General features: G+C 36.9%; 23 protein-coding genes, 1 tRNA gene and 1 pseudogene. 23 read left to right on the top strand and 2 right to left on the bottom strand.

What is annotated here, in order from left to right; all coding sequences use genetic code 11:
* Window positions 1–4 precede the first annotated feature (4 nt).
* From hemZ to FZC41_RS06720, 9 genes are all read left to right on the top strand, one after another.
* Window positions 5–1,471, top strand: coding sequence for a coproporphyrinogen dehydrogenase HemZ (gene hemZ / locus FZC41_RS06760; protein WP_170253887.1), 1,467 nt, complete (start codon window positions 5–7; stop codon window positions 1,469–1,471).
* A gap of 258 nt (window positions 1,472–1,729) precedes the next feature.
* Complete coding sequence (gene aspS, locus FZC41_RS06755; protein WP_170253886.1) at window positions 1,730–3,499, top strand: aspartate--tRNA ligase; 1,770 nt, start codon at window positions 1,730–1,732, stop codon at window positions 3,497–3,499.
* 177 nt (window positions 3,500–3,676) lie between these two features.
* Window positions 3,677–3,753: transfer RNA gene (locus tag FZC41_RS06750), tRNA-Pro, on the top strand.
* Between the two features lie 136 nt (window positions 3,754–3,889).
* Window positions 3,890–5,011, top strand: coding sequence for a biotin/lipoyl attachment domain-containing protein (locus tag FZC41_RS06745; protein WP_243136665.1), 1,122 nt, complete (start codon window positions 3,890–3,892; stop codon window positions 5,009–5,011).
* Window positions 5,012–5,023: 12 nt separating this feature from the next.
* A complete protein-coding gene (locus FZC41_RS06740) occupies window positions 5,024–5,674 on the top strand; it encodes a YggS family pyridoxal phosphate-dependent enzyme (RefSeq protein ID WP_148566638.1) in 651 nt (216 codons plus the stop codon).
* Window positions 5,675–5,681: 7 nt separating this feature from the next.
* Window positions 5,682–6,170, top strand: a complete 489-nt coding sequence (locus FZC41_RS06735) for a cell division protein SepF (RefSeq protein WP_148566637.1) — start codon at window positions 5,682–5,684, stop codon at window positions 6,168–6,170.
* 8 nt (window positions 6,171–6,178) lie between these two features.
* Complete coding sequence (locus tag FZC41_RS17875; RefSeq protein WP_148566636.1) at window positions 6,179–6,448, top strand: YggT family protein; 270 nt, start codon at window positions 6,179–6,181, stop codon at window positions 6,446–6,448.
* Window positions 6,449–6,485: 37 nt separating this feature from the next.
* A complete protein-coding gene (locus FZC41_RS06725; RefSeq protein WP_148566635.1) occupies window positions 6,486–7,223 on the top strand; it encodes a YlmH/Sll1252 family protein in 738 nt (245 codons plus the stop codon).
* 25 nt (window positions 7,224–7,248) lie between these two features.
* Window positions 7,249–8,166, top strand: coding sequence for an RluA family pseudouridine synthase (locus tag FZC41_RS06720; RefSeq protein ID WP_148566634.1), 918 nt, complete (start codon window positions 7,249–7,251; stop codon window positions 8,164–8,166).
* 104 nt (window positions 8,167–8,270) lie between these two features.
* Here the strand turns inward: FZC41_RS06720 and FZC41_RS06715 are convergent, their stop codons facing one another.
* A complete protein-coding gene (locus FZC41_RS06715; protein WP_148566633.1) occupies window positions 8,271–10,040 on the bottom strand; it encodes an Rqc2 family fibronectin-binding protein in 1,770 nt (589 codons plus the stop codon).
* Window positions 10,041–10,550: 510 nt separating this feature from the next.
* Between FZC41_RS06715 and FZC41_RS06710 the strand changes: the two genes are divergently transcribed.
* The 13 genes and pseudogenes from FZC41_RS06710 (at window position 10,551) to FZC41_RS06650 (ending at window position 23,847) form a co-directional block, all read left to right on the top strand.
* On the top strand, window positions 10,551–11,429 hold the full coding sequence (locus tag FZC41_RS06710) for a YicC/YloC family endoribonuclease (protein ID WP_148566632.1): 879 nt from the start codon (window positions 10,551–10,553) through the stop codon (window positions 11,427–11,429).
* A 17-nt stretch (window positions 11,430–11,446) separates the two neighbouring features.
* On the top strand, window positions 11,447–12,118 hold the full coding sequence (gene gmk / locus FZC41_RS06705; protein WP_148566631.1) for a guanylate kinase: 672 nt from the start codon (window positions 11,447–11,449) through the stop codon (window positions 12,116–12,118).
* Window positions 12,119–12,120: 2 nt separating this feature from the next.
* Window positions 12,121–12,297, top strand: a pseudogene (gene rpoZ, locus FZC41_RS17795) (DNA-directed RNA polymerase subunit omega); the annotation flags it as partial.
* 124 nt (window positions 12,298–12,421) lie between these two features.
* Window positions 12,422–14,809 (top strand): replication restart helicase PriA, encoded by a 2,388-nt coding sequence (gene priA / locus FZC41_RS06695; protein ID WP_148566629.1) that lies wholly within the window; start codon window positions 12,422–12,424, stop codon window positions 14,807–14,809.
* Window positions 14,810–14,829: 20 nt separating this feature from the next.
* Window positions 14,830–15,270: a peptide deformylase gene (gene def / locus FZC41_RS06690; protein WP_148566628.1), complete on the top strand. Its 441-nt coding sequence runs from the start codon at window positions 14,830–14,832 to the stop codon at window positions 15,268–15,270.
* The gene (gene fmt, locus FZC41_RS06685; RefSeq protein ID WP_148566627.1) at window positions 15,267–16,208 is read left to right on the top strand and encodes a methionyl-tRNA formyltransferase; all 942 of its coding nucleotides are present in this window, start codon (window positions 15,267–15,269) and stop codon (window positions 16,206–16,208) included. The genes def and fmt overlap by 4 nt, the downstream gene beginning before the upstream one ends.
* 83 nt (window positions 16,209–16,291) lie before the next feature.
* Window positions 16,292–16,990, top strand: a complete 699-nt coding sequence (locus FZC41_RS06680) for a zinc metallopeptidase (protein ID WP_186855137.1) — start codon at window positions 16,292–16,294, stop codon at window positions 16,988–16,990.
* Window positions 16,990–18,312 (top strand): 16S rRNA (cytosine(967)-C(5))-methyltransferase RsmB, encoded by a 1,323-nt coding sequence (gene rsmB, locus FZC41_RS06675; RefSeq protein ID WP_148566626.1) that lies wholly within the window; start codon window positions 16,990–16,992, stop codon window positions 18,310–18,312. Before FZC41_RS06680 ends, rsmB begins: the two co-directional genes overlap by 1 nt.
* 300 nt (window positions 18,313–18,612) lie before the next feature.
* On the top strand, window positions 18,613–19,644 hold the full coding sequence (gene rlmN, locus FZC41_RS06670; protein WP_148566625.1) for a dual-specificity RNA methyltransferase RlmN: 1,032 nt from the start codon (window positions 18,613–18,615) through the stop codon (window positions 19,642–19,644).
* Window positions 19,641–20,387 carry a Stp1/IreP family PP2C-type Ser/Thr phosphatase gene (locus tag FZC41_RS06665; RefSeq protein ID WP_148566624.1) on the top strand — a complete coding sequence of 249 codons (747 nt, stop codon included), beginning with the start codon at window positions 19,641–19,643 and terminating at the stop codon, window positions 20,385–20,387. Before rlmN ends, FZC41_RS06665 begins: the two co-directional genes overlap by 4 nt.
* Window positions 20,377–22,305, top strand: coding sequence for a Stk1 family PASTA domain-containing Ser/Thr kinase (gene pknB / locus FZC41_RS06660; protein WP_148566623.1), 1,929 nt, complete (start codon window positions 20,377–20,379; stop codon window positions 22,303–22,305). The genes FZC41_RS06665 and pknB overlap by 11 nt, the downstream gene beginning before the upstream one ends.
* Window positions 22,306–22,324: 19 nt before the next feature.
* Window positions 22,325–23,215, top strand: a complete 891-nt coding sequence (gene rsgA, locus FZC41_RS06655) for a ribosome small subunit-dependent GTPase A (protein WP_207725029.1) — start codon at window positions 22,325–22,327, stop codon at window positions 23,213–23,215.
* Entirely contained in the window at window positions 23,212–23,847 is a 636-nt protein-coding gene (locus FZC41_RS06650; protein ID WP_148566622.1) for a thiamine diphosphokinase, read from the top strand. The genes rsgA and FZC41_RS06650 overlap by 4 nt, the downstream gene beginning before the upstream one ends.
* Window positions 23,848–23,919: 72 nt before the next feature.
* On the opposite strand, the gene rpmB is transcribed toward FZC41_RS06650, so the two are convergent.
* Window positions 23,920–24,108: a 50S ribosomal protein L28 gene (rpmB, locus tag FZC41_RS06645; protein WP_148566621.1), complete on the bottom strand. Its 189-nt coding sequence runs from the start codon at window positions 24,106–24,108 to the stop codon at window positions 23,920–23,922.
* Between the two features lie 139 nt (window positions 24,109–24,247).
* On the opposite strand from rpmB, the gene FZC41_RS06640 reads away from it, so the two are divergent.
* Entirely contained in the window at window positions 24,248–24,592 is a 345-nt protein-coding gene (locus FZC41_RS06640; RefSeq protein WP_148566620.1) for an Asp23/Gls24 family envelope stress response protein, read from the top strand.
* Window positions 24,593–24,596 lie beyond the last annotated feature (4 nt).

Raw genomic sequence — 24,596 nt, 5'->3', positions numbered from 1 at the left:
GAGAATGGATATAAGAGTTCTTCGTTTTGATTTAGAGCGTCCATCGCTGGAATACAATTTTCATGAATTATATCAGGCCTTTGATCCAGGCGTTAAAAATATTCTGGAGGGTGAAGCAGAAGGTGTACTTTCTCAAAAAAATGAAGGGGATCGCGTTGTTTTGTCTTTGTCCTGGAAGGACAAGAAATCATTAGTACGGCGGTTCCCGTTTAAGAGTATTGAAGACTCCCTTGATAACAGCGTTTACAAGGGGTTTCTTTATGATTTTCTGTGTGAATATTTTGAGAGAAATCTTCAGTGGGGTACATTAACCGGAATAAAGCCTGTAAAAATGGCACGAAAATATTTTGAGATGGGATTGGATTCCCCAAAAATCGAAAAAAAATTCAGAGAAGATTATCGGGTCAGCAGTGATCGGGCAAAACTCCTGATTGATCTGGCTGAAAAACAAAAACCTTTTATGATTCCAGAAATAGATTGTAATGGCAAGAGACGGGTGAGTATTTATGTGGGAATTCCGCTTTGCCCTTCTAAATGCGCTTATTGTTCGTTTGTTTCAACCATTGTTGACAAAAAAGGAATTAATTTAAATGCGTATTTCAATAATTTACTGTTAGAAGCCGATCGAGTTGGAAAACTATTTAAGACATTGGAAATATCTGTTGATACGCTTTATATTGGTGGCGGGACACCAACTGTTCTAAGGGCAGAGCAGTTAGACAGTTTGATGACAGTCTTGGAAAGTTCTTTTGATCTTTCCAATCTTAGAGAGTATACCTTAGAAGCCGGACGTCCGGACACGATTACTCAGCAAAAATTGGAAGTTGCCAAAAAACATGGTGTTCAGCGAGTCTGCCTCAATCCGCAATCGATGAATCCTCTAACGATGCTTGCAGTTGCAAGGCCGTGGGAAGAGGGCTTGGTTGAAAAACAGGTAGCGCTAATAAAATCAATTGGTTTTGAAACGTTGAATATGGATCTTATTATAGGTCTGGGTGATGAAGGTCCGGATGACTTTTTCGATACCTTAAAAAAAGTGATATCATTCGATCCGGAGAATATAACAATTCATAATCTTTCGATAAAAAAAGGTTCTGAAATAAAAAATCAGAATGGTATTGTTGTCAGTAAAGGATATGGAGAGGAATTCTATCAAACGGTTAAAAATTGTTTGCATGAACAAACCTACGACCCCTATTATTTATACCGTTTAAAATACACAAGAGGCAACAGTGAGAATATTGGTTACGCAAAACCTGGACATGAAGGGATATACAATATCATGATGATGTCCGAGTGTCAGTCAACCATTGGGATCGGTGCCGGCTCAACTGGAAACCTCTATGAACCAACTAATGACTGTATCCAAAAAGTTTTTACGGTGAAAGACGTCAAGACTTATAATGATCGGTTTGAAGAGATTGTTATGAAAAAGCTTAAAATGTATGAGCTTTTCATTGCAAAAAAATAAAAATATTAGGGCCAATTGTTTATCTGCGGTGTTTATTATGCTAAAGGATAAAGAATTGGCTTTTAGAATTTCCAATATTTTTGGTTGCGAACGATTATAAGAAACTTAACAAGTAGGTTCTTTTATACTTGTTTTTGTTCAAAAGTTTACTTTAAACCTTTGTTTTGGGGGAATCATACTTGACAATTTAGTAAGAACATCATTATAATATATAGGTTAGTTAAGATGATAAAAATGTATATATATATCGGAGGTAGAATGAAGACTTTTTATAGAAATGCCATGTGTGGCGAATTAAAAGCAGATGATGTCGGAAAAATTGTTGAACTGTCAGGATGGGTGGATAACCGTCGTAATCTTGGGGGGGTTCTCTTCATTGATTTAAGAGATCGTTCTGGCAAGATTCAACTCGTCGTTAATGAAGAAAAACCGGAAGCGTTTGAAACGGCTGAAAAGGTTAGAAATGAATATGTCTTAAAGATTAAGGGCAAAGTCGTATTAAGAACCGAACAGAATGTTAACCCAAATATTCCAACCGGTGAAATTGAAGTTGAAATACAAGAGTTGAAAATTCTTGATACAGCTGAAACACCGCCGATTTATATTGAAGACAATGATCAGACAAATGAGGCGGTACGCCTAAAATACCGTTATCTTGATTTGCGAAAACCGAAATTTCAGAAAATATTGATGACCCGTGCAAAAACTGCTGCGATTGCCAGAAATTATCTAAATGAACAAGGCTTTTGCGAAGTTGAGACGCCGATACTTGCTAAACCTACTCCAGAAGGAGCGAGAGATTTCCTGGTGCCGTCGCGGGTGCAAAAAGGAAAATTCTTTGGACTGCCACAGTCACCTCAATTATACAAACAAATTTTAATGATTTCCGGTATAGATCGATATTATCAGCTTGCCAGATGCTTTCGAGATGAAGATTTAAGGCAGGATCGTCAACCGGAGTTCACCCAAATCGATATGGAAATGTCCTTCGTTGATAAAGACGATATAATTGCCATCAGTGAAGGTATGATTGCTAGGATAATGAAAGAAATCAAAGGCATTGAGGTACAGATTCCGATGATGCGAATGACTTATCAGGAAGCTATGGATCAATACGGTTCGGACAAACCGGATACACGTTTTGGGTTGAAACTTATGGATTTGTCAGATATTGTTAAAGATTCTGAATTTAAAGTCTTTTCAGGGGCAATCAAAAAAGGCGGAAGCGTCCGGGCAGTCAATGCCAAAGGAGCTCAGGATAAGCTAAGTAAAAAGGCTATTAAAGGACTTGAAAGTTTTGCAAAAATATATAAAGCAAAAGGGCTTGCATGGATCGATGTTTCAGAAGGCGAAATGAAGTCACCAATTCTGAAATTTATTTCTGATGCCGAAAAACAGGCGATTTTTGACAGAACCAATGCAGAACCAGGCGACTTGATTTTCATTATTGCAGATACCAATGAAATTGTCTGTAATGCGTTGGGACAGTTGCGATTGGAATTAGCCAGAAAACTGGACTATGATTTAAATGATCAATATAATTTTTTATGGGTCACTGATTTTCCTTTGTTGGAGTACGATGCTGAAGCGGGTCGATATACTGCAAAGCATCATCCCTTTACAATGCCATTAGCGGAGGATATACCATATCTTGAAACGGATCTGTTAAAAGTCCGGGCAGATGCTTATGATATGGTTATTAATGGCGTCGAACTTGGTGGTGGGAGTATTCGTATTCACAACCAGGAAATTCAGAGCAAAGTTTTTAAAGCTTTGGGCTTTACCGAAGAGTCGGCATGGAGACAATTTGGATTTCTTTTGGAAGCCCTTAAATATGGAACACCTCCTCATGGCGGTTTAGCATTTGGATTAGACCGATTGGTTATGCTGCTTACGGATAGTGATAATATTCGTGACGTTATTGCGTTCCCCAAAACGCAAAATCATGGTTGCCTGATGATGAATGCTCCCGCAGAAGCAGAGCTTGATCAGTTGATTGATCTTGGTATCAGTGTTGATGAGATTTAATATAAAAATAACATAAAAGAACTCGATTTAATGAGGAATGAGATAAAAATATAATGGGTATCTGTGAGTTAAGAAACTAGATACCCTTAATTCAAACTAAATTTTACTGAGCTAAATGAACAAAAATGAAAAATAACTTGATTAATAGGCCATTAATCATTATAATATGTTTACCGTCTGGGTGTAGCGCAGCTTGGTAGCGCGCTTGACTGGGGGTCAAGAGGCCGGAGGTTCAAATCCTCTCACTCAGACCATTTTTTTATAAGGTGATAATATGGGAAAAGTAAAACGGAAAAATAATAGACGAGTCAATTCATTAAAGAAAACAACTGTTGGCATCGTTTTTTTTTTATTGTAGCGATAATTGTTGTTTCAGGTTATCGTAGTAGTATGAGTATGCTTCTTGAGAAGAAAGAGTATACGGAGTCATATAAAACAGAAATGTATTTTTTTAAAGATGTTGATTATCGAATACTTGATAATTTTTCAGCCAGTGATCTCTCACTATCTGAGGGCGAAAAGGCCAATGGATATCAACCGCTCACCAATACGCCAAAAGTTGTCAATACAGATTATTTAAATGAACAAATCAAAGTGATTGATACAATCATTTCAGAGGAGTATTATAATAACTGGGGCAGAATTGTTGGAGATATTGTTACAAATTATCAGGGGATGACCAGTATTACAAGTCAGATTGGGGAAACTGAGCGGGAACGCAAAAATTTCCTAATTGAATCGGTTCAATACATGGGACTTGACTTGAATGGGTTGCAGGCAAAGCGTCAGAAGTTTGTTGGTTTACTCGGCGGACAAGAAAAAGAGATAACGCTTAATAATTTAGGAATGCTTTCGAGTGGTTACGTTTATACAACGATTAAACCGGTTGAAAAAACATTAGATGAAAACATATTGCCGTATATCAATACTGCTTTTTTAGATTCAGTAAGCAAGATTGATCAAGAATCAGAAAGTCTTTTTAAAGTGGTCAACAACGATCATGTCTATGTTGCTTTTACAATTCCAGAAGATAAGAGTATAATGGGAGAGGATAAAGTGCTTTCTCTTAAAGCTGAGATGATGGGGACTGCAGATAGCGGAATTAATCAAGAATATTATGATTTTTTAATCAAACGGATCGATCAACTTTATTATTTTCCGGAACTTCGGTTTGAGTATAATAAAAAAATATATTCTGGTTATTTTGTTGATATTGTAACAGAGGGTAATCAAAAGATAATTGTGCTGATGGTTAAAGATTATGTCAATGATTTTTCTGATGTGGTTATTGGGGATGCAGCAATATACATTCAAGATTACAATGCATTTGAAATACCTAAAAGTGCAGTATTTAAAGAAAATGGTGAAACAAAAGTAAATATTGTTACAAAAGACTATTTTAAAAATTCATTAGCCGTCTCGGTAGAAAAATATAACAATGGGGATGCAATATTGAAAGAAATAGATAATCCCAATTTAGGTAGTGGAATGCGAATAAGCATTCATCCATAAGGAAGTGAAAGTGTGATTTCTGATAATATTAATAAGATAAAAGCAGAGATTCCAAATAATGTAACGCTTGTTGCTGTCACCAAGTATCACAGCATTGAAGATACAAAAGCAGTGCTGGATGCGGGGGTCCATGATCTAGGCGAAAGCAAGGTTCAGGATTTTTTAAAAAAATACGAAGAATTTGGAAATGAACCGCGTTGGCATTTTATTGGACATTTACAAAAAAACAAAGTGAAGTACTTGATTGGAAAAACTTTTCTGATACATTCAGTCGATTCTCTCGAATTATTGGATGTAATTGAAAAGGAAAGCAAAAAACAAGAGACGGTTACGTCGGTATTACTGCAATTAAATTTAGCTCGAGAAGATAGTAAATCAGGTATTTTGATAGAAGATCTGGAGGAAGTGCTAAAAGCGATTCCTAAGTATAAATATGTCAAAGTAAAAGGCCTTATGGCAATTGGTCCGTTAACACAAAATAATGAAGAAATTCGGAATATTTTTGTGGAATTACGAAGAATTTATGATAAAATAAAAGAGAAAATTTTGGACGACGTTATACAAATGACTTACTTGTCCATGGGTATGACTGATGATTACACAATTGCAATAGAAGAGGGTTCCAATATGATAAGAATTGGACGAAAAATATTTAGTAGTTAGGAGATATATGATGGCAGAAAAATTTAAGGATAAAATTATTAAGGTTTTTGGTATGGAAGTGGATAATGAGGATGGTTACGATGAAATCTATGAAGAGGATGTTTATGATGACCACACTGAAGATAACAAGAGTGCATTCAGTTCGCCAAAAGCAAAAAAAACATCGACATCACGACATAGTGAATTATCCTTTGATGAAGGTCCGGAAGTATTAGTGTTAGAACCTGAAGTTTTTAAAGATGCTCCAAGTATTTGTAATAAAATTCGAAATAACAAAACAGTCGTATTAAACTTGAAAAATACCGACTATGAAAATGGCCGTAAGATTTTTGATTTCTTAAGTGGCGCATTGTTCGCATTGGATGGTTCAATTAATAAAATCGCGGATAATGTATTCATTTTAGCTCCCAAAGCAGTATCAGTATTAACCAATCCCGAAAGAGATGATGTCGATTTTAATGCACCAATCTTGGAGTGGGATGAGGACATGGAATAGGATTGCCTATGCTTCAGGGAATTTTTATAACAGCAGGATATTATTTGTTTGAGCTGATTACGGTTTTAATCTTTGTTAATATCGTTTTTAGCTGGGTGAGACCGGATCCAGACAATATTATTGTAAAGACAATTTACGGTCTGACAGAACCGATCCTGTCACCATTACGCCGATTTACAGTATTTGGACCGATTGACTTTTCTCCTTTTGCTGCAATTCTGTTATTACAAATGGTTTTCTATCCCCTTTACCAAAAGATAATTACACTTATCTTTTAAGATGAGGATGAATTTCGGAAATATGAAAGGATGTCTTATGACAGAAAAAAAAGATGTTTTTTTATTATCACGTGTGGTAGATGCCTGCAATAATAATTTTGCACCCCGTTTTTTTGATTTCTACGATGAAATATTCCAGCAAAAGATAGCGGACACCATAAAAAATTATGGTGTCCCTTATCTGTTTTTTGGAGGTTGCCAGGATGCGGAAAGAAAAATGTTGTGCATTTTTCCAGATTATGTGAATGAAGAAGACTTGGAATGGCCGATTTTTGCGATCGAGTTTGAGAAAAAAATGTCTCTTGATCATCGCAATATTCTTGGAGAACTGATGCACCTAGGCATTACCAGAGAAAGTATTGGTGATATTAATGTTGGTGAAGAGCGAGTCCAATTGATTGCAAATAAAAGGCTCCAGGATTTTTTATGGATAAATTTTAATAAAGTGAAAGGTCGAGAAATAAAAATACAAATTAAAGAATCATCTGAAATGATGGCCCTTGATAAAAATTTCGAACGTGTTTCATTTGTTGTTGCATCCAATCGAATGGATGGCATTATTAATAAAATTTGGGGATTCTCCCGGCAAAACAGCTTGGTTTTTATTAAACAGGGAAAGGTTCGGGTTAATTATTCTGAAATTAACAAGAATGATTTTCGAATCAATTCCGGAGATATCATTTCTTTAAGAGGGAAAGGCAAAGCCAAGATTATCAGCATGGAAGATCGAACAAAAAAAGGAAATATCCGAGTGGAAGTTGATAAGTACATCTGATGGGCAATAAAAGGGAGAAATATTAATGAATAAACAGCAATTTGACTACATAGTGCCATTAGAAAGTGATCAACGCCTCGATCAATTCTGCTGTACATTGCCTGGTGATTATTCACGAGAATATGTAAAACGGTTGATAACAGCAGGAAATGTGTTGATAGATGGTCAAAAAAAGAAGGCCAGTTATCACCTGAAAGGTGGGGAAAATATTTCCCTTACAATTCCAGAACCTCGGGAATGTCATATCGTGCCGGAACATATGGCTTTAGATATTATTTATGAAGATGATGACGTCATTGTACTCAACAAGCCTCAGGGAATGGTGGTTCATCCGGCCCCGGGAAATCATCAGGGAACCCTTGTAAATGGGCTTTTATACCATACCAAGAATCTTTCGAATATTAACGGTGTTATGCGACCGGGAATCATTCATCGAATTGATAAAGATACCTCTGGACTATTGATGATCGCGAAAACGGACTGTGCCCATCATGGGTTGTCTGAGCAGCTTAAAGAGCATACCATTCTGCGGCAGTACTATGGTCTTGTTAAGGGGGTGATAAAACCCAATAAAGGAACCGTGAACATGCCCATTGGGCGACATCCTGTGGATCGAATCAAAATGGCGGTGGTCGAAAAGAACTCGAAAGATGCGATCACCCATTTTGAGGTGATCAAACGATTTGCTCAATATACTTTTGTACGCTTTCAGCTTGAAACAGGGCGCACTCACCAAATACGGGTACACATGGAAAAAATCGGGCATCCCCTTGCAGGAGATCCGCTGTATGGCAAGGGGGACAAAAAAAATCCCTTTAAAACACAGGGACAGTGTTTGCATGCCCATACGCTGGGTTTTGTTCATCCCAGAACGGGGGAAAACCTTATATTTAAGGCTCATTTACCGGAAAATTTCATTGAACTTTTAAAAGGATTAAAATAGCAAAAGTCATTATTTTCAAGGAAAAACAGTTGCCTTATGAAATCGAACACGGCTATTGTTTGGCAGGGCGATCCGTGATCGCCCTTAGGGAATATGTTTGTTTTCTAGTTATTATCGATGACGATTTCCATGGCATCAACGGCGTCCTGGCTGGGCGTGACGTACATAGTATTCTGATTGGTGAAAATGACCATCCCAGGTTTTGCTTTGCTCGGTTTTTTCAAATATTTGAATTCGAGATAATCCACCGGCACATTGCTGGAATTTTTTGATTTGCTGTAAAAAGCGGCTAAAACTCCTGCTTCCAAAACGGTTTTCTCAGGAATGAAACGTCCATTTGCCATAATAAGAACGTGAGAGCCGGGGGCATCTTTTACATGAAGCCAGCAATCTTCATCTTTCCCCATTTTTGTGGAGATATAATCGTTTTGGTAGTTGTTTTTTCCGACAAAAATATGAAAACCTTCGGATGAAAGATAGTGAAGGGGTTTTGAAGGCGTTTGCTTTTTTTTATCTTCTTTGGAAAGTGTTTTTTTGTTAAACTCGGAATGAAGAAATTCATGCCGAATTTCATCCAGCTCATCGAGTTCAGTGGATTGATCCAGTCCATTGATGAGACTTTCTAAATAGTAAATTTTATCTTCGGTTTCCTTGATATAGCCGCTTAAGTGTTGTAATGCAATTTTACTCTTATTATATTTTTTATAATAACTTTGAGCATTTTGAGCAGGTGTTCGGTTGACTTTTAGCGGCACCTCAATGCTTTGACAATCAGAGTCATAATAATTAATAAGAGTGGCAGTTTCCTGACCTTTTTCAAGGGCATAAATATTAGCGGTAATCAAATCGCCATAGAGTTTGTATTTTTCACTTTTATGGGATGATTCCTCATCAAGATGTAAATTTTTTAATTTTTTAACATTCTTTTTAAGAAGGGTATCCAGTTGATGGCGGAGATTTGCACTTCGTGTTTTGAAACGGATTGCTTTATCACGTTTATAGTAATAGTCTTCAAGCATCTCAGATACACTTGAATATGTTTCACGGTGATAATCTTCCCGTAAATGGTGAAGGTCTATGGTTGAAAAGTCAACCATTCTCCGATTCTGGTAAATTATATTAGGATAAGCGCTCTCTTTGAAAGAATCAATAACCTGGCAAAAACCTTTATAAAAATATTGTTCTTGCTTTTTGCTGAGTTCAGATATACTGCTGTTGGGATTAATCCCACTTCTAAAGGCGATTTCCCTGGCAATAGCAGGACTAATTCCTAAAAATGCCTGAATGCATGTTTTTTCAACCGTCACATCCTGATTGAGAAGAAGGATGTTGTTAAAGGAATCGGTGTCGAACTTTAAAAAATTCAAACGGTTGTTTTCAGGTGGATAAATGTAATCCCGGCCGGGTAGAATTTGGCGATATCGACTGGAAGTTGAACCGACCTTTTTCATTGAATCCAGAATTTTCTGGGATTCGTCAACTAGGATAATATTACTGTTTCGTCCCATGATTTCCACAAGAAGCTTTCGAATAACCGTATCATTAAATTCATTTTTTGAGGAGATTGATATCTCCAAAACACGATCCGTTTCATGTTGGGTAATGTCAACAATGGTGCCATTTAGAATATATTTTCGCAGAACCATGCAAAAGCTTGGCGGAGCACTGGGGTTTTCTTTCTTTGTTTTGGTGATGTAAGCCATGGGATTGCTGGCATTGGCAGAGAGGAGAACATGATAATTTTCTTTGCCTATATTGACCAGAATCCTAATTTCATCAGTTTCCGGTTGATATATTTTTCGAATTCGGCCTCCAGTTAAGAGGACTTTAAATTCTTTAATTAAATGATACAGGGTAACGCCGTCGTAAGCCATATTAATGATGCTCCTTTCGAATTGTTGGCTTGATTTTATCATGTTCTGCTAAGATGTAAAAGTCTTTTAAAAAAATAAAAGATGATCACAGTTGAAAATTTAAATGGATATTGAATTCAACAACAAATGTAGGGTGGATTCTTGACTTTTTAAGAAGAATTCGATATAGTGTATAAATTAAGTAACTATGTAGTGTATAATAAGATATATGAGAGATAGTACTTAATGAGTTTCACAGGATATTAAAAGGATATTAAAAGCAATGTGAATTTGTGAAGGCTTGGTGGTGTGAACATATTAATGTGATCATGAGGGAAAGGGGTGTTGGTTTTACTGAGGAAAGTGGAACGGGTACCTACTTATCTTTAACGGTGATCAAAAGATTAGAAAAACCGATCAAAATGTAGATAGCAAGGTTTCTTGAGGAAGCACTTAATATAGAGGCAACCCGGTAAAATGGTTTAAAAGAAAAATTAACATAGCAGATTTTAGTAGAAATGGAGAAACGCCATGAAAAGTATGACAGGCTTTGGACGAAAAGATTTTCGTGATGAAGAAGTGGATTGTTCAATTGAAATTAAGACAATTAATCATCGTTTTAGAGACTTTTTCATAAAAATTCCCAAAACACTTAATCCGATTGAAGAAAAAATCAGAAATACGATTTCACAAAGCATTTCAAGAGGGCGAATTGAGGTCTTCATAAAATATACTGAACTAGGAGCAAAAAACAAACGGATTGTTTTTAACCGTGATTTAGCAAAAAACTATATCTCCGTTTTAAATGAAATCCGCAGGCTTGATTCCATGATCGGTGATGACTTGAGTTTATCATTAATTTCAAAATTTCCCGATGTGATGATGATTGAAGAAGATCATGATGATTATGAAAGTATTTGGGTTAAGATCGAACCGATTTTACAAAAGACGTTAGCGGAAGTTGATGCAAGTCGGGAAAGGGAAGGACGCGCCCTACAACATGATGTAACAAATCGATGCCAGGTGATTCGAGATTATATAATAGAAATAAAAAAGAGAAGTCCGGATATGCTTGAGCGATACAAAGAAGAACTGCGGGGAAAAATATCTTCTTATGTTGAATCCATTGATATAGACGAAAAACGTTTATTGACAGAGGTTGCACTTATGTCGGACAAACTTAATATTGATGAGGAATTAACTCGTCTGCAAAGTCATTTAGAACGATTAGAAGGCATTATAGATGAAACTGAACCGGTTGGAAGAAAATTGGATTTTTTAATTCAGGAAATAAATCGAGAGATTAATACAATTGGATCAAAAGCCAATGATTTAGCGATAGCAAATATTGTTGTAGATGTAAAAAGCGAAATCGAAAAGATAAGAGAGCAAATTCAAAATATTGAGTAGGGGTGTTTATTAAGTCTATGAGTGATTGTCCAATTGAAAACCAGGAAGTAAATAAAAAGCAATTGTCGGAGCTATTTTTCGAAAGAGAAAAAGGTATTCTTATCGTGATATCAGGACCTTCCTGTGCAGGAAAGGGAAGTGTCTGTAAGATAATATGTCAAAAAAATCCGGATCTGCGTCTTTCCATTTCTGAAACCACTAGAAAACCACGGAATTATGAAAAACAGGGACGCGATTATTTTTATGTTTCAAAAGAAAGTTTTGAAACAAGAATTAAGCAGGGACAATACTTAGAGTATGCGACGGTTTATGAAAATTATTATGGAACACCCAAAGATTATGTTGAAAACCTACTTGAATCCGGATATGATGTAATTCTGGAGATTGATATTCAAGGTGCAGCAAAGGTGAGAAGTAATTACAAAGAAGGAATCTACATTTTTATTGTGCCACCGTCAATGCAGGAATTACGACGAAGAATTGAAGAACGGGGCACTGAAAGTAAGGAACAAATGGAAATGCGACTAAACTGCGCATATGAAGAAATGAGAAATGCTGACGACTATAGTTATATCGTTATCAATGATGACCTTGAAGATGCAGCACGAAGAGTTCAAAGTATTATAACGGCTGAAAAATGTCGAACAGAACGATTGAAAAATAAAATTGAAGATATACTTGGGAGGTAAAGATGCGATATCCAGCATTAAATGATTTAATAAATAAAGCGGGCAATAAGTATTCGCTGGTGAATGCAACGGCAAAAAGAGCGAGAGAGATAGTTGAGGGGGATGAACCCCTTGTGAAAATAAAAATTGACAACCCGGTGACGATTGCAACCAATGAAATAGCAGAAGATATGATTCGTTTGGCACCAAAAAAAGAATCAGAATCAGAAGAAGATAATAATAAGGATGAATCAGACATGATATTGTTTGTTGATGAGAAAATTGAAGTCTCATCGTTTATAAAGGCATAGGATTGACGGTACTGTGAAAATTGCGGAGGTTTTTTTAAATCAAAAGAACAAGCGCATAGATCATGCCTATGATTATGTTATTCCCCAAGAACTGGAAATAATAATAAAAAAAGGAATGCGTGTGGTGGTTCCCTTTGGCATTGGAAATCGCAGGATAGAAGGTTTTGTCACTGTCGTAAAAGAGGCATCTGATTATACGGGTAAAATAAAAAAAATAAAAGAAAACATTGATAAAGAAGCAATTTTAAATGAAGAACAAATAGAACTGTGTCTTTGGATGAAGGCCTGCTATTGTTCTTTATTTTATGAATCCCTTTCTTATTTCACCATGGGCATTAAAACCATTCAGGAAATTAATTATTTTAAAAATCAAGGTAACTTTTCTCTGGATTTAAATGAGAATTGGTTTATGAATCATTATTTTAACACGGGAAATGAAGTAGTTTCACATAGAAAAGTAAAACAGGATAACCAAGTTATATTAGATCAGCTCCTTAAAAAAAAAGTGATTGATTCAGTTAAAACTTGGAAAACCATTTTTGCGAATGAAGAGCAGACTCACGATACCTATCATTTAACGGAAACTGGACGTCAATTACTTCAGAATGATAAAAAATTGGGAAAAAAGCAGCGAATGCTTCTTGAATATTTAAACTGCAAGGATATGAGCGGAGCCGAACTGAAAATGTGCTCCACTCGTTTTGATAAAAGCTTAGAGCCGCTGATCTTAAAAGCCTATGTAACCAGGACGGCGGTTTTATTTCAGGGAGAAAAGGGTGCATTTTCAGAATTTAATAAGATTAATGGACCAGCGGTTATCCTCACCGATGAAGAAAAAACAAAGTATCACAAATACAACCAGTTAATAAAAAAAAACCATGGAATCTTCTTTCATGTCTTTGATGCAGTGAGTAAATACCGTTTGTTTTTTAAGGCAATTGAAGACAAAATAAAGGCAAATCAATCCGTTGTCGTTATTTTCCCTGAAGTGAATATGACATTTCAGCGGATGGAAATGTTCTATAAATATTTTGGAGAAAAAGTAGGCGTTTTTCATGGCCGACTGACGCCAAAAGAACGATTTGAGTTATTTGAAAATGTTAAAAGTGGCCGCATCCAAGTAGTTATTGGGGTTGGATCTGCTTTGTTCTTACCATTTAAAAATTTAGGGCTTATTATTATTGATGATGAACATGATTCGTCACATACGACCATATCGGCTCCTAAATTTCACATTACAGATATTGCCAAAAAAATTAGTGAAATAATGAAAATAGCTTATATTTTGGCAGATGATATGCCGAGGATAGCCATTTGGTATCTAATTGAGAACAAAGTACTAAACAAACTTCAAATTGGAGAACCGCAGAAGCGTCAGAATAAAATTGAAATTATAGACATGCAGAAAGAAATACACAGTGGCAACATGAGTGTATTGAGCCGTCAATTAATTAAACAGATTAAACGGTCCTTACAACAGAAACGCATGAGCGTGCTTTTTATTAATAATAAGGGTTATGCGAATAGTATTTTCTGTAGAAATTGCGGACATGTTATAAAATGTCCGAACTGCAACGTTTCTTTAAAATATTTTATAAATGATCATGCTTTGCATTGTCATTATTGCGGACATCAAGAAGCGATTCCAGCTCACTGTTCTGTTTGTGGCAGCGATAAAATTCGGTATCTGGGTCTTGGTATTGATCAACTAGAAGAAAATATAAAAAAAATATTTCCAAATGCCCGAATCAAAACAGTGCAGGGAAATTTAAATCGATCGGAAATAAAGAAAACAAATCAAGCGTTATTAAACGGAGAAATTGATATTTTTATCGGAACCCAGGTGTTGATCAATCATTTCAGCTTTTTTCACGTCGGTTTAACAGCCGCTATTTTGATTGATCAGGATCTCAATCAAGGGGATTATCGGGCATCAGAAACTGTTTATCAAACATACAGCCGCTTTTTCGAGAAAACAATGGGAAATGAAACGGTTGGACTCATTCAAACAAACGAACCGGAAAATGATACGATTTATTCAATCGTCAATGAAGAATTCCAGGAATTCTATCGGGAAGAAATACGTTATCGAAAAGTAATGAAATATCCGCCAATCGTCAATATGATTGTTTTTGGGGTATTTCAAAAAAATGAAAAAGAAACAGAAAATGATGCATTTAAATTGTACGTTGCGCTAAAGAGCAATTTCAAAAAGGCTGGTGACTGGCACGCGATTTATAAACCGATTCGCCTTGGCATTACGAAAGGCGGTAATGTGAAGTATCAGATTGTTTTAAAAATATTGGATTTAAGCACATTTCAGAATATCATGATGGAAATAATTAAATTGGGTGTAATTGAAAAATTGAAGTCAAAAGTTTCAATTCAGATTAATCCATAAACAAAAATCAGGAGGAATAAATGGCAATTAGACAAATAAGGATCGATGATGACCCAATTCTTAGAAAAAAATCAAAGGTCATTCAAGACGTTAATGAAAAAATAAGAACTTTAAGTGAAGATATGATTGAAACGATGAAATCTGCTGATGGGGTTGGTTTGGCAGCGCCGCAGGTCGGTATTTTAAAAAGAATCGTTGTGATTGATGTCGGGGATGGCCCGGTCGCATTTATCAATCCAAGCATTCTTTCAACAGATGGCGAAGTGATTGATGAAGAGGCCTGTTTAAGTTTACCTGAACGTTCTGGAAAAGTCTCTCGTCCGCAATCATTGGTTGTGGAAGCGACTGATATTGAAGGCAAAATTTTTCAACTGAGCTGTTCAGACTTGTTGGCCCGAGCAGTATGCCATGAACTAGATCATCTTGATGGCATTTTATTTATTGATCACGTAATAGAATGAAAAATTTAAAAATTGTTTTTATGGGAACAACAGATTTTGGGGTTCCGGCTCTGGAAAAATTGGTTTTGTCCGGCTACGAGGTGGCCGCCGTTGTGTGTCAACCAGATCGACCGAATAAAAGAGGAAAAAAAATAGAAATCCTACCATTAAAAGCAAAAGCTGTGGAGCTTGGCATTCCGGTTTTACAGCCGGAAAAGATTAAAGAGCAGGAATTTGTTGAGCAATTGAAAACCTATCAGGCGGATGTTTTTATTGTCGCTGCTTATGGACAGCTTTTATCAAAAGAAATTCTGGAAATGCCCCCCTATGGTTCTTTGAACATCCATGGTTCGCTGCTGCCTAAATATCGCGGCGCGGCACCCATTCAACGGGCTATCATTGATGGTGAGCCAAAATCAGGAGTAACCATCATGCAAATGAGTGAGGGAATGGACACTGGTGATATGATAGCCAAAGCAGAATGTCCAATTACGGAAACAACAACTTATGAAGCTCTGCATGAGGCATTATCTACAGCCGGGGCTGAGTTGTTAATGATCACGCTGGAAGATTTAATAACAGGCAAGGCACAACCGATTCCCCAGAATGAAGAACAGGCTAGTTATGCGGACAAAATACAGAAGGATACCGGACACATTAATTGGAACGAAACAAGTTCAGCTATTTTGTCATTAATAAATGGAACAGATCCGCATCCTGGTGCTTACGTGTTTTATAAAGAAGAAAAAATAAAATGCTTTTCTCCAAAGATAATGACTTGGGAAGGTGAAGAAACACCAGGAACTGTGCTGATGGCCAATGATAAAGAAGGAATGATTGTCAAGACAAAAGATGGAGCATTAATAATCGGTGATATACAAGCGCCAGGAAAAAAAAGAATGAAGTCAACCGTTTTTCTTCGTGGGAAATCCATGCAAATTGGAACAATTTTAAAATAGACTAAGAAGTTCTTTAGAAAACCATGATACAATAATTGACATTATGAAATTATAAACGACCCTTAATACTAGGAGGATAACAGATGTATTTTATACCATTTGATTGGACATTTTTAATACTTATTCCAGGAGTGATTTTAGCTGCTTTTGCCCAATATCAGGTAAGTAGTGCTTACAAAGCATACAGTAAAGTTGCAACCAAAACTGGTGTTACCGGTGCTGAAGCGGCTCGAACATTATTAAATAGTAATGGACTTAGTATGATTGGTATTGAGAATGTAGCGGGTAATTTAACGGATCATTATGATCCAAGGAGTAAAGTGATGCGTTTATCTCAGGGGGTTGGCCAACAGGCGAGCATTGCCGCCGTCGGAGTGGCAGCCCATGAAACAGGACATGCGATTCAGGACAAAGAAGGATATTGGCCGCTTCGTTTCAGAAGCTTTATGGTTCCAATTACCGGATTTGCTTCAAATCTGGCCTGGCCTTTGTTTTTTCTGGGATTTTTCTTTGCACAGACATCATGGGGAATGGCGTTCATGGACTTTGGAATTATTCTTTTTTCACTCGCGCTGTTATTTAGCGTCATCACCTTGCCAGTAGAATTTAATGCCAGCAGAAGAGCGATTGCAGCCCTGACGGATAATCATCTGATTCTGCCGGGGGAAGAAGTGGGCGTAAAAAAAGTATTGCGAGCCGCCGCCTTGACTTATGTTGCAGCCGCGCTAATGTCTTTATTAACGCTGTTACGATTAATAATACTAAGAGGTTCAAGGGATTGATGAATATTCGACAACAAGCATTAGAAACTCTACTGAAAATTAATTATGATGGCGCTTATTCAAATCTTGAAATTAAAAAGACATTGTCTGAGAATCCAATGAAGGATGAGGATCGACGCCTTTTCCTTAATCTTGTTTACGGGTGCCTTCAAAATCAAATTTATTTAGATTATATTATTAAACAGCATAGCAGCAGACCGGTGAATAAACTTCACAAGGAAGTCAGTGAAATTCTGAGAATAGCCATTTATCAACTATATTTTCTAGATAAGATACCCAATTATGCCATCGTCAATGAATCGGTTAATTTGGCAGCTGCGGTTCAGCCACAAGCGAAGGGATTTATTAATGGTGTTTTGAGAAATATCATGAGAAAAATTGAGAAGGATGGCAAAGAATTTAAGTTTGAAAACTGGAAAAATGAAAAGGAAGCCTTATCGGTTCGTTATTCAGTACCGCTTTGGATCGTACATAAATACTATGAGACCTATGGAAAACTAGAGGCAGAAGCGATCATACCACTGCTTAATGAAAAACCGCCGTTTACGATTAGGTGTAATACATTAAAGACATCCCGACAAGATTTAATAGAAAATTTCGAAAAACTTGGTGTTGAAGCGGTTCCCGGGACGTTGTCACCACAGGCAATTCATCTAAATAATTTGGGAGTGTTCGAAAACAATATAGAAGACACCTTTTTATACAAAGAAGGATTTTTTGTAATTCAAGATCAGGCCGCTTTATTGACGGTTGAACGTCTCAATCCTAAGCCTGGCCAAAGGGTTTTGGATATGTGCGCAGCACCTGGCGGAAAAACGACCTATCTTAGCCAACTGATGAACAATGAAGGTGAAATTATTGGCCGGGATATCTTTCCCAATCGCTTGAAATTGATCAGACAGGCAATGAGGCGATTGGATTGTTCGAATATCTTATTGGAAGAACAAGATGGCTGTGAATTTTTGGCGAGAGATAAAGAATCTTTTGATAAAATTTTACTGGATGTTCCTTGTACCGGGTTAGGCGTCATTAGACGAAAACCCGAAATAAAGTATCATGGCACCAAAGAGGGAAGAAAAGACTTAGTAAAAATTCAAAGCACACTTTTAGAAAACGCGGTTAATTATTTAAAACCGGGCGGAGAACTTTTGTATTCAACTTGCACAATAAACAAAGACGAAAATGAAAATCAAATAAATAAACTTTTACTGAAGTTTCCGGAACTTAAAGTGATTCCAGATAAAAATGACAGGGTTTATACCTATACCAGTCCATTAATGGACGGCAGTGATGCATTCTTTATGTGTTTGCTAAAAAAATAAAAATGAGTTCTTGCAAAACTTTGAAGCTGCCTTAGAAATAATGCAGCTTTTATATTTAATTTTGACAAAGTCAGTTGTCAAACGAAACACTCAGGGATAGACTGGCTGGAACCACAGTGAAACGCGTAAATCGTCTTTATTGTCGGTTGTTATAAAACAATGATTTTTATACCATAGCAATTTAAAGAGAAAAAAATTTGAAAAAATTGTATAAAAGCAGTTTTTTTGATATAATAGATTAGTCTATGTAAAGAAAGCTCATTGAAGATAATACTTCGTCAGAAGTTTGGGGGGCAAAACATGAAGGAAAATATTTTCGGAAAAGATCTAAAAGAATGTGAAACCCTGATGGTTGATCGTAAAGAGGCAAAGTATCGTGGAGATCAGCTGTTCCAATGGCTTTATGAAAAAAGAAGTGAAGCTTTTAATGAAATGACGAATTTTTCAAATCAGCTTAGAGAGAAATTATCAAAAGATTTTCAATTGACTCATGGTAGAATTGCACAGATACAGGAAGATCACCATGACGGCACAAAGAAATTTCTAATTGAACTTTTTGATAAACAATACATCGAAACAGTTTTAATGCATTACCAGCATGGGGCATCACTTTGCGTATCAACACAGGTTGGATGCAATATGGGCTGCAAATTTTGTGCATCAACAAAAGGCGGCAAGATTCGCGATCTGACTGCCGGCGAAATATTGGATCAGATTTTTTTAGTGGAAAAAAACGATGATCTTCGGATATCAAATATTGTGATCATGGGAATAGGCGAACCACTTGAAAACTATGAGGAGGTTCTTAAATTTATTCATATTGCCAATGATGGTTTTGGGATTGGCCAAAGAAAAATTAGTCTGTCCACCTGTGGGATCGTGCCGGGAATTAAGGCATTAGCACAAGAAAATCTTCAGATAAATCTAGCTATTTCTCTTCATTCCGTATTTCAGGAACGTCGTAAAGAAATAATGCCGATTGCAAATAAATATAAATTGGACACATTGATTTCTGCTTGTCAGGAGTATTTTGAGAAAACAGGACGGCGAATCACTTATGAATATGCAGTAATGGATGGATATAATGACCGGGATGAAGATATTGATGGACTGGTAAAACTACTGAAAGGTTCTCAAAATCACTTAAATCTTATTGGCTTAAATGAAATTGAAGAAGTTGCTTATAAAGAAAGCAGCCGGTTGAACTATTTTTTTAAAGAGTTGGAAAAACGGGGAATAAATGTTACCATGAGACGAAAAATGGGGAGAGAAATTGATGCGGCTTGTGGTCAGCTTCGAAAAAAAAGATGTGAGGATAAGGTGAGTTTATGAAATGTGCCTATGGATCCAATGTTGGGTCATTAAGGAAGGTAAATCAAGATGCCTATTTGGCAGCAACGATAAAAAATGTTGATCGAATTTCTTATGTTTTTGCAGTAGCGGACGGTTTAGGCGGACATCGCAGCGGAGAAATTGCAAGTAAAACCGCAGTTGATTTTATAAAAAGTAATTTATCCAGGATCCGCAATTATTTTGATCCGGAAGAAATGATGTCTTTTGTGAAGGACATCAATATAGAATTGAAAAAAATTGGAGATGACGAGCCCGCCCGTTTAGGGATGGCAACAACTTTAACGATGTGCATTGTCGATGGCAATTTTTTATGTATTTGTCACGTCGGCGACAGTCGCGCCTATTGCATAACAAATGATGAAATAATTCGTTTAACAAAAGACCATTCATTGGTGCAAATCTTGGTGGATGAAGGCAAGATAACCCAGGCAGAGGCAGAAATTCATCCGCAGAAAAATGTGATTACCCGAGCCTTGGGAACAGATAATTCGGTCAATGTTGATTTTTATCGTTATGAAATTAATCCAGATGCAACATACCTGATATGTTCAGACGGTCTTTTTAATATGGTTTCGGATACTAATATGAGGGCTATCGTGATTGAAAATAATTTAGAAGATGCGGCCAAAAAACTGATCGATTTAGCAAATATAAATGGGGGCAGAGATAACATAACCGTTGTGTTATTCAAGCCTTTGGAAGGAGTGCCAGATGCTCAGTAGAACCTTAGGAAAACGATATGAAATTGTGGAGCTCATTGGACGAGGCGGAATGGCCTACGTTTATAAGGCTCGGGATCTTAAACTAAACCGTTACGTAGCGGTGAAAGTACTCCGAGAAGAATACACTGAAAACGAACAGTTTATTAAAAAATTTGATCGAGAATCCCAGGCCGTTGCCTGTTTGTCACATCCTAATATTGTGGGAATATATGATGTTGGGGTTCAAGATAATATTTATTATATCATTATGGAATTCGTGGATGGCATTACGCTCAAGCAATACCTCGTAAAAAAGGGCCGCTTAGACTATGTCGAAGCAACACGATTTGTGATGGATATATCAAATGCGCTTCGATGTGCCCACGAAAATAAAATTATTCATCGTGATATCAAGCCGCACAATATCTTACTAACACGTGATTTAGTCCCGAAAGTGGCAGATTTTGGCATAGCCAGAGCCATTACCAGTTCAACGGTAACCATGACGAATCAAACCATGGGATCGGTGCATTACATTTCACCTGAACAAGCCCGAGGGGGATTTGTTGATGAACGGTCAGATCTCTATTCATTGGGAATTTTGTACTATGAATTATTAACTGGAAAGCTTCCGTTTGATGAAGAAAATACCGTAACGATTGCCATTAAACATATTCAGGAACAGATTGTTCCGCCAAAAGAATTAGAACCGAGCATACCTGAAAGTGTAAATCAAATTGTGTTAAAGCTCACCATGAAAAAACCGGATGATCGGTATCAAAATGCAGATGAACTCATGGAAGATCTGGAAACAATTTTGGAAAACTCAAATGCCGGTGGTGGAGACGGAAAAACCCTGATGAACGGGGGGAATGACACTCATATTATTCGCGAAGGATTGTTTCAGGTCGAGAATACAGGAAGTCATGAAGCGGTCCATCAGGATGAAGACGAAGATGATGATGACTATTATTATGAAACACCTGAAGAAACAGCTAAACGAAAAAAGAAACGCAAGATTATTTTGTTTTCAGTTTTAGCGGCTGTTGCTCTAATTGCTTTGGGAGCCGTTGCCTATACGTTTTTTTCGGCAAAAACAGTTTCTGTACCGGATATCAAAGGTAAAACAGTAGCCGAGGCGACGGCAGCACTTCAAAAAGTCGGCTTAACGCTCGAAGATGAAAAAGAAGTTTACAATACCGATGTTGCGGCAGGGCTGGTGATCAGCCAAAATCCCGAGAGTGCAACAGCAATAAAAACGGGGAAAACGGTAAAAGTAACGGTGAGCCTTGGTGTCAAAACCGGAACAGTACCGAGTGTCATCGGAATGAGCGAATCTGAAGCCGTTAAAGCGATTGAAACAGCAAATTTTGTTGTTGGTGAAATAAAAAGAGAATACAACAGCAACTATAACGCGGATATTGTATTTCAAATGAGTCCAACCGGAAATACAACGGCTAATGAAGGCACAAAAGTGACCATTTCTGTGAGTAAAGGTGAAAATCTTGTAACGGTACCGAGCGTGATTGGTCAAACTGAAGCGGATGCCAAAAGCAGCCTTACCAATGCCGGATTAACAATGGGAACAATAACCTATGAAACAAGTACCCAGTATGCTCAGGGAATGGTGATCAGACAATCGCCAAGTGATGGAACCCAGGCAGTTTCTGGTTCGGATGTAGCACTTGTTGAGAGCAGTGGAAAAATATCAACTCAGAAAATAAGTATTAGCTTAAGTGATTATATCAAAACAAAACCGACAAAATCGGTCAAAGTCAAGGTTGTCTTGTATGCTGATGATAAAAGTGAAAAAACGATATATGAAGGAACAAATATGTCAGATGACACCTTCTCTGTGAATGCAGAGGGAGTTGGTCGAGAAATTTATGAAGTGTTTATTGATGGTACCAGCGTTGGTACCAGTTATATTGATTTTTAAAAACAAGGAGGTTTGATACTTGATATCAGACAAAAGCGTGATTGGAAAAATAATAAAGGGAATCGGCGGATTTTATTATGTAAAAACTCAGATATCCGATGAAGTTTTGGAATGTAAGGCAAGAGGCGTATTAAGACATCAAAAAATCATTCCAACTGTTGGTGATGAAGTGATGATTCAATCGGATAACCCGGGAGAATGGATGATTGAATCCATTCTCCCAAGAAAAAATATATTTATAAGACCTCCTGTGGCCAATGTTGACATTGGCCTCATTGTTTTTTCAATGAAAAATCCAAAACCAAATCTTTTGCTTTTAGATATGCTGTTAATCAGTTCGGAAATTCAGAATGTGGAACCAGTCATTTGTTTTACTAAACGAGATTTAATAAGTGCTGATGAGGAAGGGACATTAAGAGAAATATACGAAAAAACCCCTTATAAGCTATTCTTTTTCAGTAACGATGATTTAGCGGCAATGGATGAAATCATCCGGGAAATAGGCGGTAAAACAGCTTTTATGGCAGGACCATCAGGTGTTGGGAAGTCAACGATGGCAAACTATCTGTGTGCGGATCAGACCATGGAAACGGGCGCCCTCAGTATGAAACTAAAAAGAGGAAAGCATACAACTCGTCATGTTGAACTGCTGGAGACAAAAAATGGTGGTTATTTACTTGATACGCCGGGATTTTCATCATACAAATTATCAGAGATGATCAAACCGGAAGAACTAAGAGATTATTTTCCTGACTTTCCAAGAGGAGAATGTCGATTTAAAAGTTGCCTTCATAATGAAGAACCAGGGTGTATTGTAAAAAAAGCAGTAACAAACGGCAGTATCAGTTCAGTTCGATACGAACATTATGTGAGTTTGCTGGAGGAAATAAAGAAGGACCAATTCAGATGAATGTGATTATTTTTACAAATGGAGACTATACCAGTCTGGAATTTTACGAAGCGTATATAAAAAAAATTAATCAGCCGTACATTATTTGTGCCGATGGTGGAGCGAATTTTGCAAAAAAACTCAATATCATGCCAGATATTATTTTAGGTGATATGGATTCCATCAGTCGGGAAACAACAGCATTTTATCGAAATGTTAAATACGAACGTTATCCGGTTAGAAAAGACAAAACAGACACCGAACTTGCCATTAATCACGCCATCAAAATGGGCGCCTCAGAAGTGACCATTTTAGGTGCGCTGGGATCTCGGCTGGATCATAGTTTAGGGAATATTTTTTTATTGACGTGCTTTCTGGATGTCGGAATAAAAGGAAAGATCGTCAACGAGAAAAACATTATATTTTTAATCAAAGAAAATGAAACTTTTGAATTTCCCATCGGAACAGTGGTTTCTTTATTGCCCATTGGGGGAGATGTTGAGGAAATAAATATTAGTGGTTTTGAATACCCGATCGTTAATGGACGAATGACGATGAATAAGCCTTATGGAATCAGTAATGTTGTCATTCATCAGGAACAAAAAATCGCCTTTGAAAAGGGGCTGCTGCTGGTTATTATATCTGAAGATTGAAGCGTTTATTAGATAAAGAAAAAAGAGCCTCATAAAAAGACTCTTTCACTATCTTACCGAAAATGAAGGAGCCTAAGCTCGTTCAACTTTTCCGGATCTTAAACAACGTGTACAAACACTGACTCGAAGTGGCGTACCTTCAACTACAACTTTTACTCTCTGCAGATTGGGTTTCCAAACTCGTTTACTGTGCTTATTTGAATGACTGACCTGATTGCCAGAAACAACGGTTTTTTTACATACAAAACATTCTTTAGCCATGACATAACCTCCCTTACGCTTACCTTTTATAAAACAAAATGTATTATATCATGAAAAATAAAAATAAAGCAATAGAATTTTTGACTTCATGAAGATAATTATGTAAAATAGAGAAAGAAAAAACAAAGGAGTAAATTCGATGAAAATAATTAATGATCTAGGATACATTGATATTACGCGAAAGGCCATTGCAGATATTGCCGGAAATGCGGCGATGGAGTGTTATGGTTTAGTTGGAATGGCCCACAAACGGGGCAAGGATGGTTTGATCGAAATTCTCTCAGGGGATCAGGCAAACAAAGGGGTAGGCGTTAAGATTGAAGAGGATCATCTAATTATCGATCTTTATGTGATTATTGAATATGCCATAAAAATATCGGTGGTTGCAGAAAATATTATTTCTAATGTGAAATATCAGGTTGAAAAACAAACATCATTGAAGGTAAGACGAATCAGTGTAAATGTCGTAAGCGTGCGCGTATAAATGG

This window comes from Acetobacterium paludosum (assembly GCF_008086595.1).
GTDB classification, from domain to species: domain Bacteria; phylum Bacillota; class Clostridia; order Eubacteriales; family Eubacteriaceae; genus Acetobacterium; species Acetobacterium paludosum.
The sequence above is the reverse complement of the archived record's forward strand: the minus strand, read 5'-3'. Positions and strand labels throughout refer to the sequence as shown.

Bases quoted from the DNA above. Each gene is read 5' to 3' on its own strand.
- hemZ (WP_170253887.1), top strand. From the start codon at position 5: ATGGATATAAGAGTTCTTCGTTTTGATTTAGAGCGTCCATCGCTGGAA.
- aspS (WP_170253886.1), top strand. From the start codon at position 1,730: ATGAAGACTTTTTATAGAAATGCCATGTGTGGCGAATTAAAAGCAGAT.
- FZC41_RS06745 (WP_243136665.1), top strand. From the start codon at position 3,890: ATGAGTATGCTTCTTGAGAAGAAAGAGTATACGGAGTCATATAAAACA.
- FZC41_RS06735 (WP_148566637.1), top strand. From the start codon at position 5,682: ATGATGGCAGAAAAATTTAAGGATAAAATTATTAAGGTTTTTGGTATG.
- FZC41_RS17875 (WP_148566636.1), top strand. From the start codon at position 6,179: ATGCTTCAGGGAATTTTTATAACAGCAGGATATTATTTGTTTGAGCTG.
- FZC41_RS06725 (WP_148566635.1), top strand. From the start codon at position 6,486: ATGACAGAAAAAAAAGATGTTTTTTTATTATCACGTGTGGTAGATGCC.
- FZC41_RS06720 (WP_148566634.1), top strand. From the start codon at position 7,249: ATGAATAAACAGCAATTTGACTACATAGTGCCATTAGAAAGTGATCAA.
- FZC41_RS06715 (WP_148566633.1), bottom strand. From the start codon at position 10,040: ATGGCTTACGACGGCGTTACCCTGTATCATTTAATTAAAGAATTTAAA.
- FZC41_RS06710 (WP_148566632.1), top strand. From the start codon at position 10,551: ATGAAAAGTATGACAGGCTTTGGACGAAAAGATTTTCGTGATGAAGAA.
- gmk (WP_148566631.1), top strand. From the start codon at position 11,447: ATGAGTGATTGTCCAATTGAAAACCAGGAAGTAAATAAAAAGCAATTG.
- def (WP_148566628.1), top strand. From the start codon at position 14,830: ATGGCAATTAGACAAATAAGGATCGATGATGACCCAATTCTTAGAAAA.
- fmt (WP_148566627.1), top strand. From the start codon at position 15,267: ATGAAAAATTTAAAAATTGTTTTTATGGGAACAACAGATTTTGGGGTT.
- FZC41_RS06680 (WP_186855137.1), top strand. From the start codon at position 16,292: ATGTATTTTATACCATTTGATTGGACATTTTTAATACTTATTCCAGGA.
- rsmB (WP_148566626.1), top strand. From the start codon at position 16,990: ATGAATATTCGACAACAAGCATTAGAAACTCTACTGAAAATTAATTAT.
- rlmN (WP_148566625.1), top strand. From the start codon at position 18,613: ATGAAGGAAAATATTTTCGGAAAAGATCTAAAAGAATGTGAAACCCTG.
- FZC41_RS06665 (WP_148566624.1), top strand. From the start codon at position 19,641: ATGAAATGTGCCTATGGATCCAATGTTGGGTCATTAAGGAAGGTAAAT.
- pknB (WP_148566623.1), top strand. From the start codon at position 20,377: ATGCTCAGTAGAACCTTAGGAAAACGATATGAAATTGTGGAGCTCATT.
- FZC41_RS06650 (WP_148566622.1), top strand. From the start codon at position 23,212: ATGAATGTGATTATTTTTACAAATGGAGACTATACCAGTCTGGAATTT.
- rpmB (WP_148566621.1), bottom strand. From the start codon at position 24,108: ATGGCTAAAGAATGTTTTGTATGTAAAAAAACCGTTGTTTCTGGCAAT.
- FZC41_RS06640 (WP_148566620.1), top strand. From the start codon at position 24,248: ATGAAAATAATTAATGATCTAGGATACATTGATATTACGCGAAAGGCC.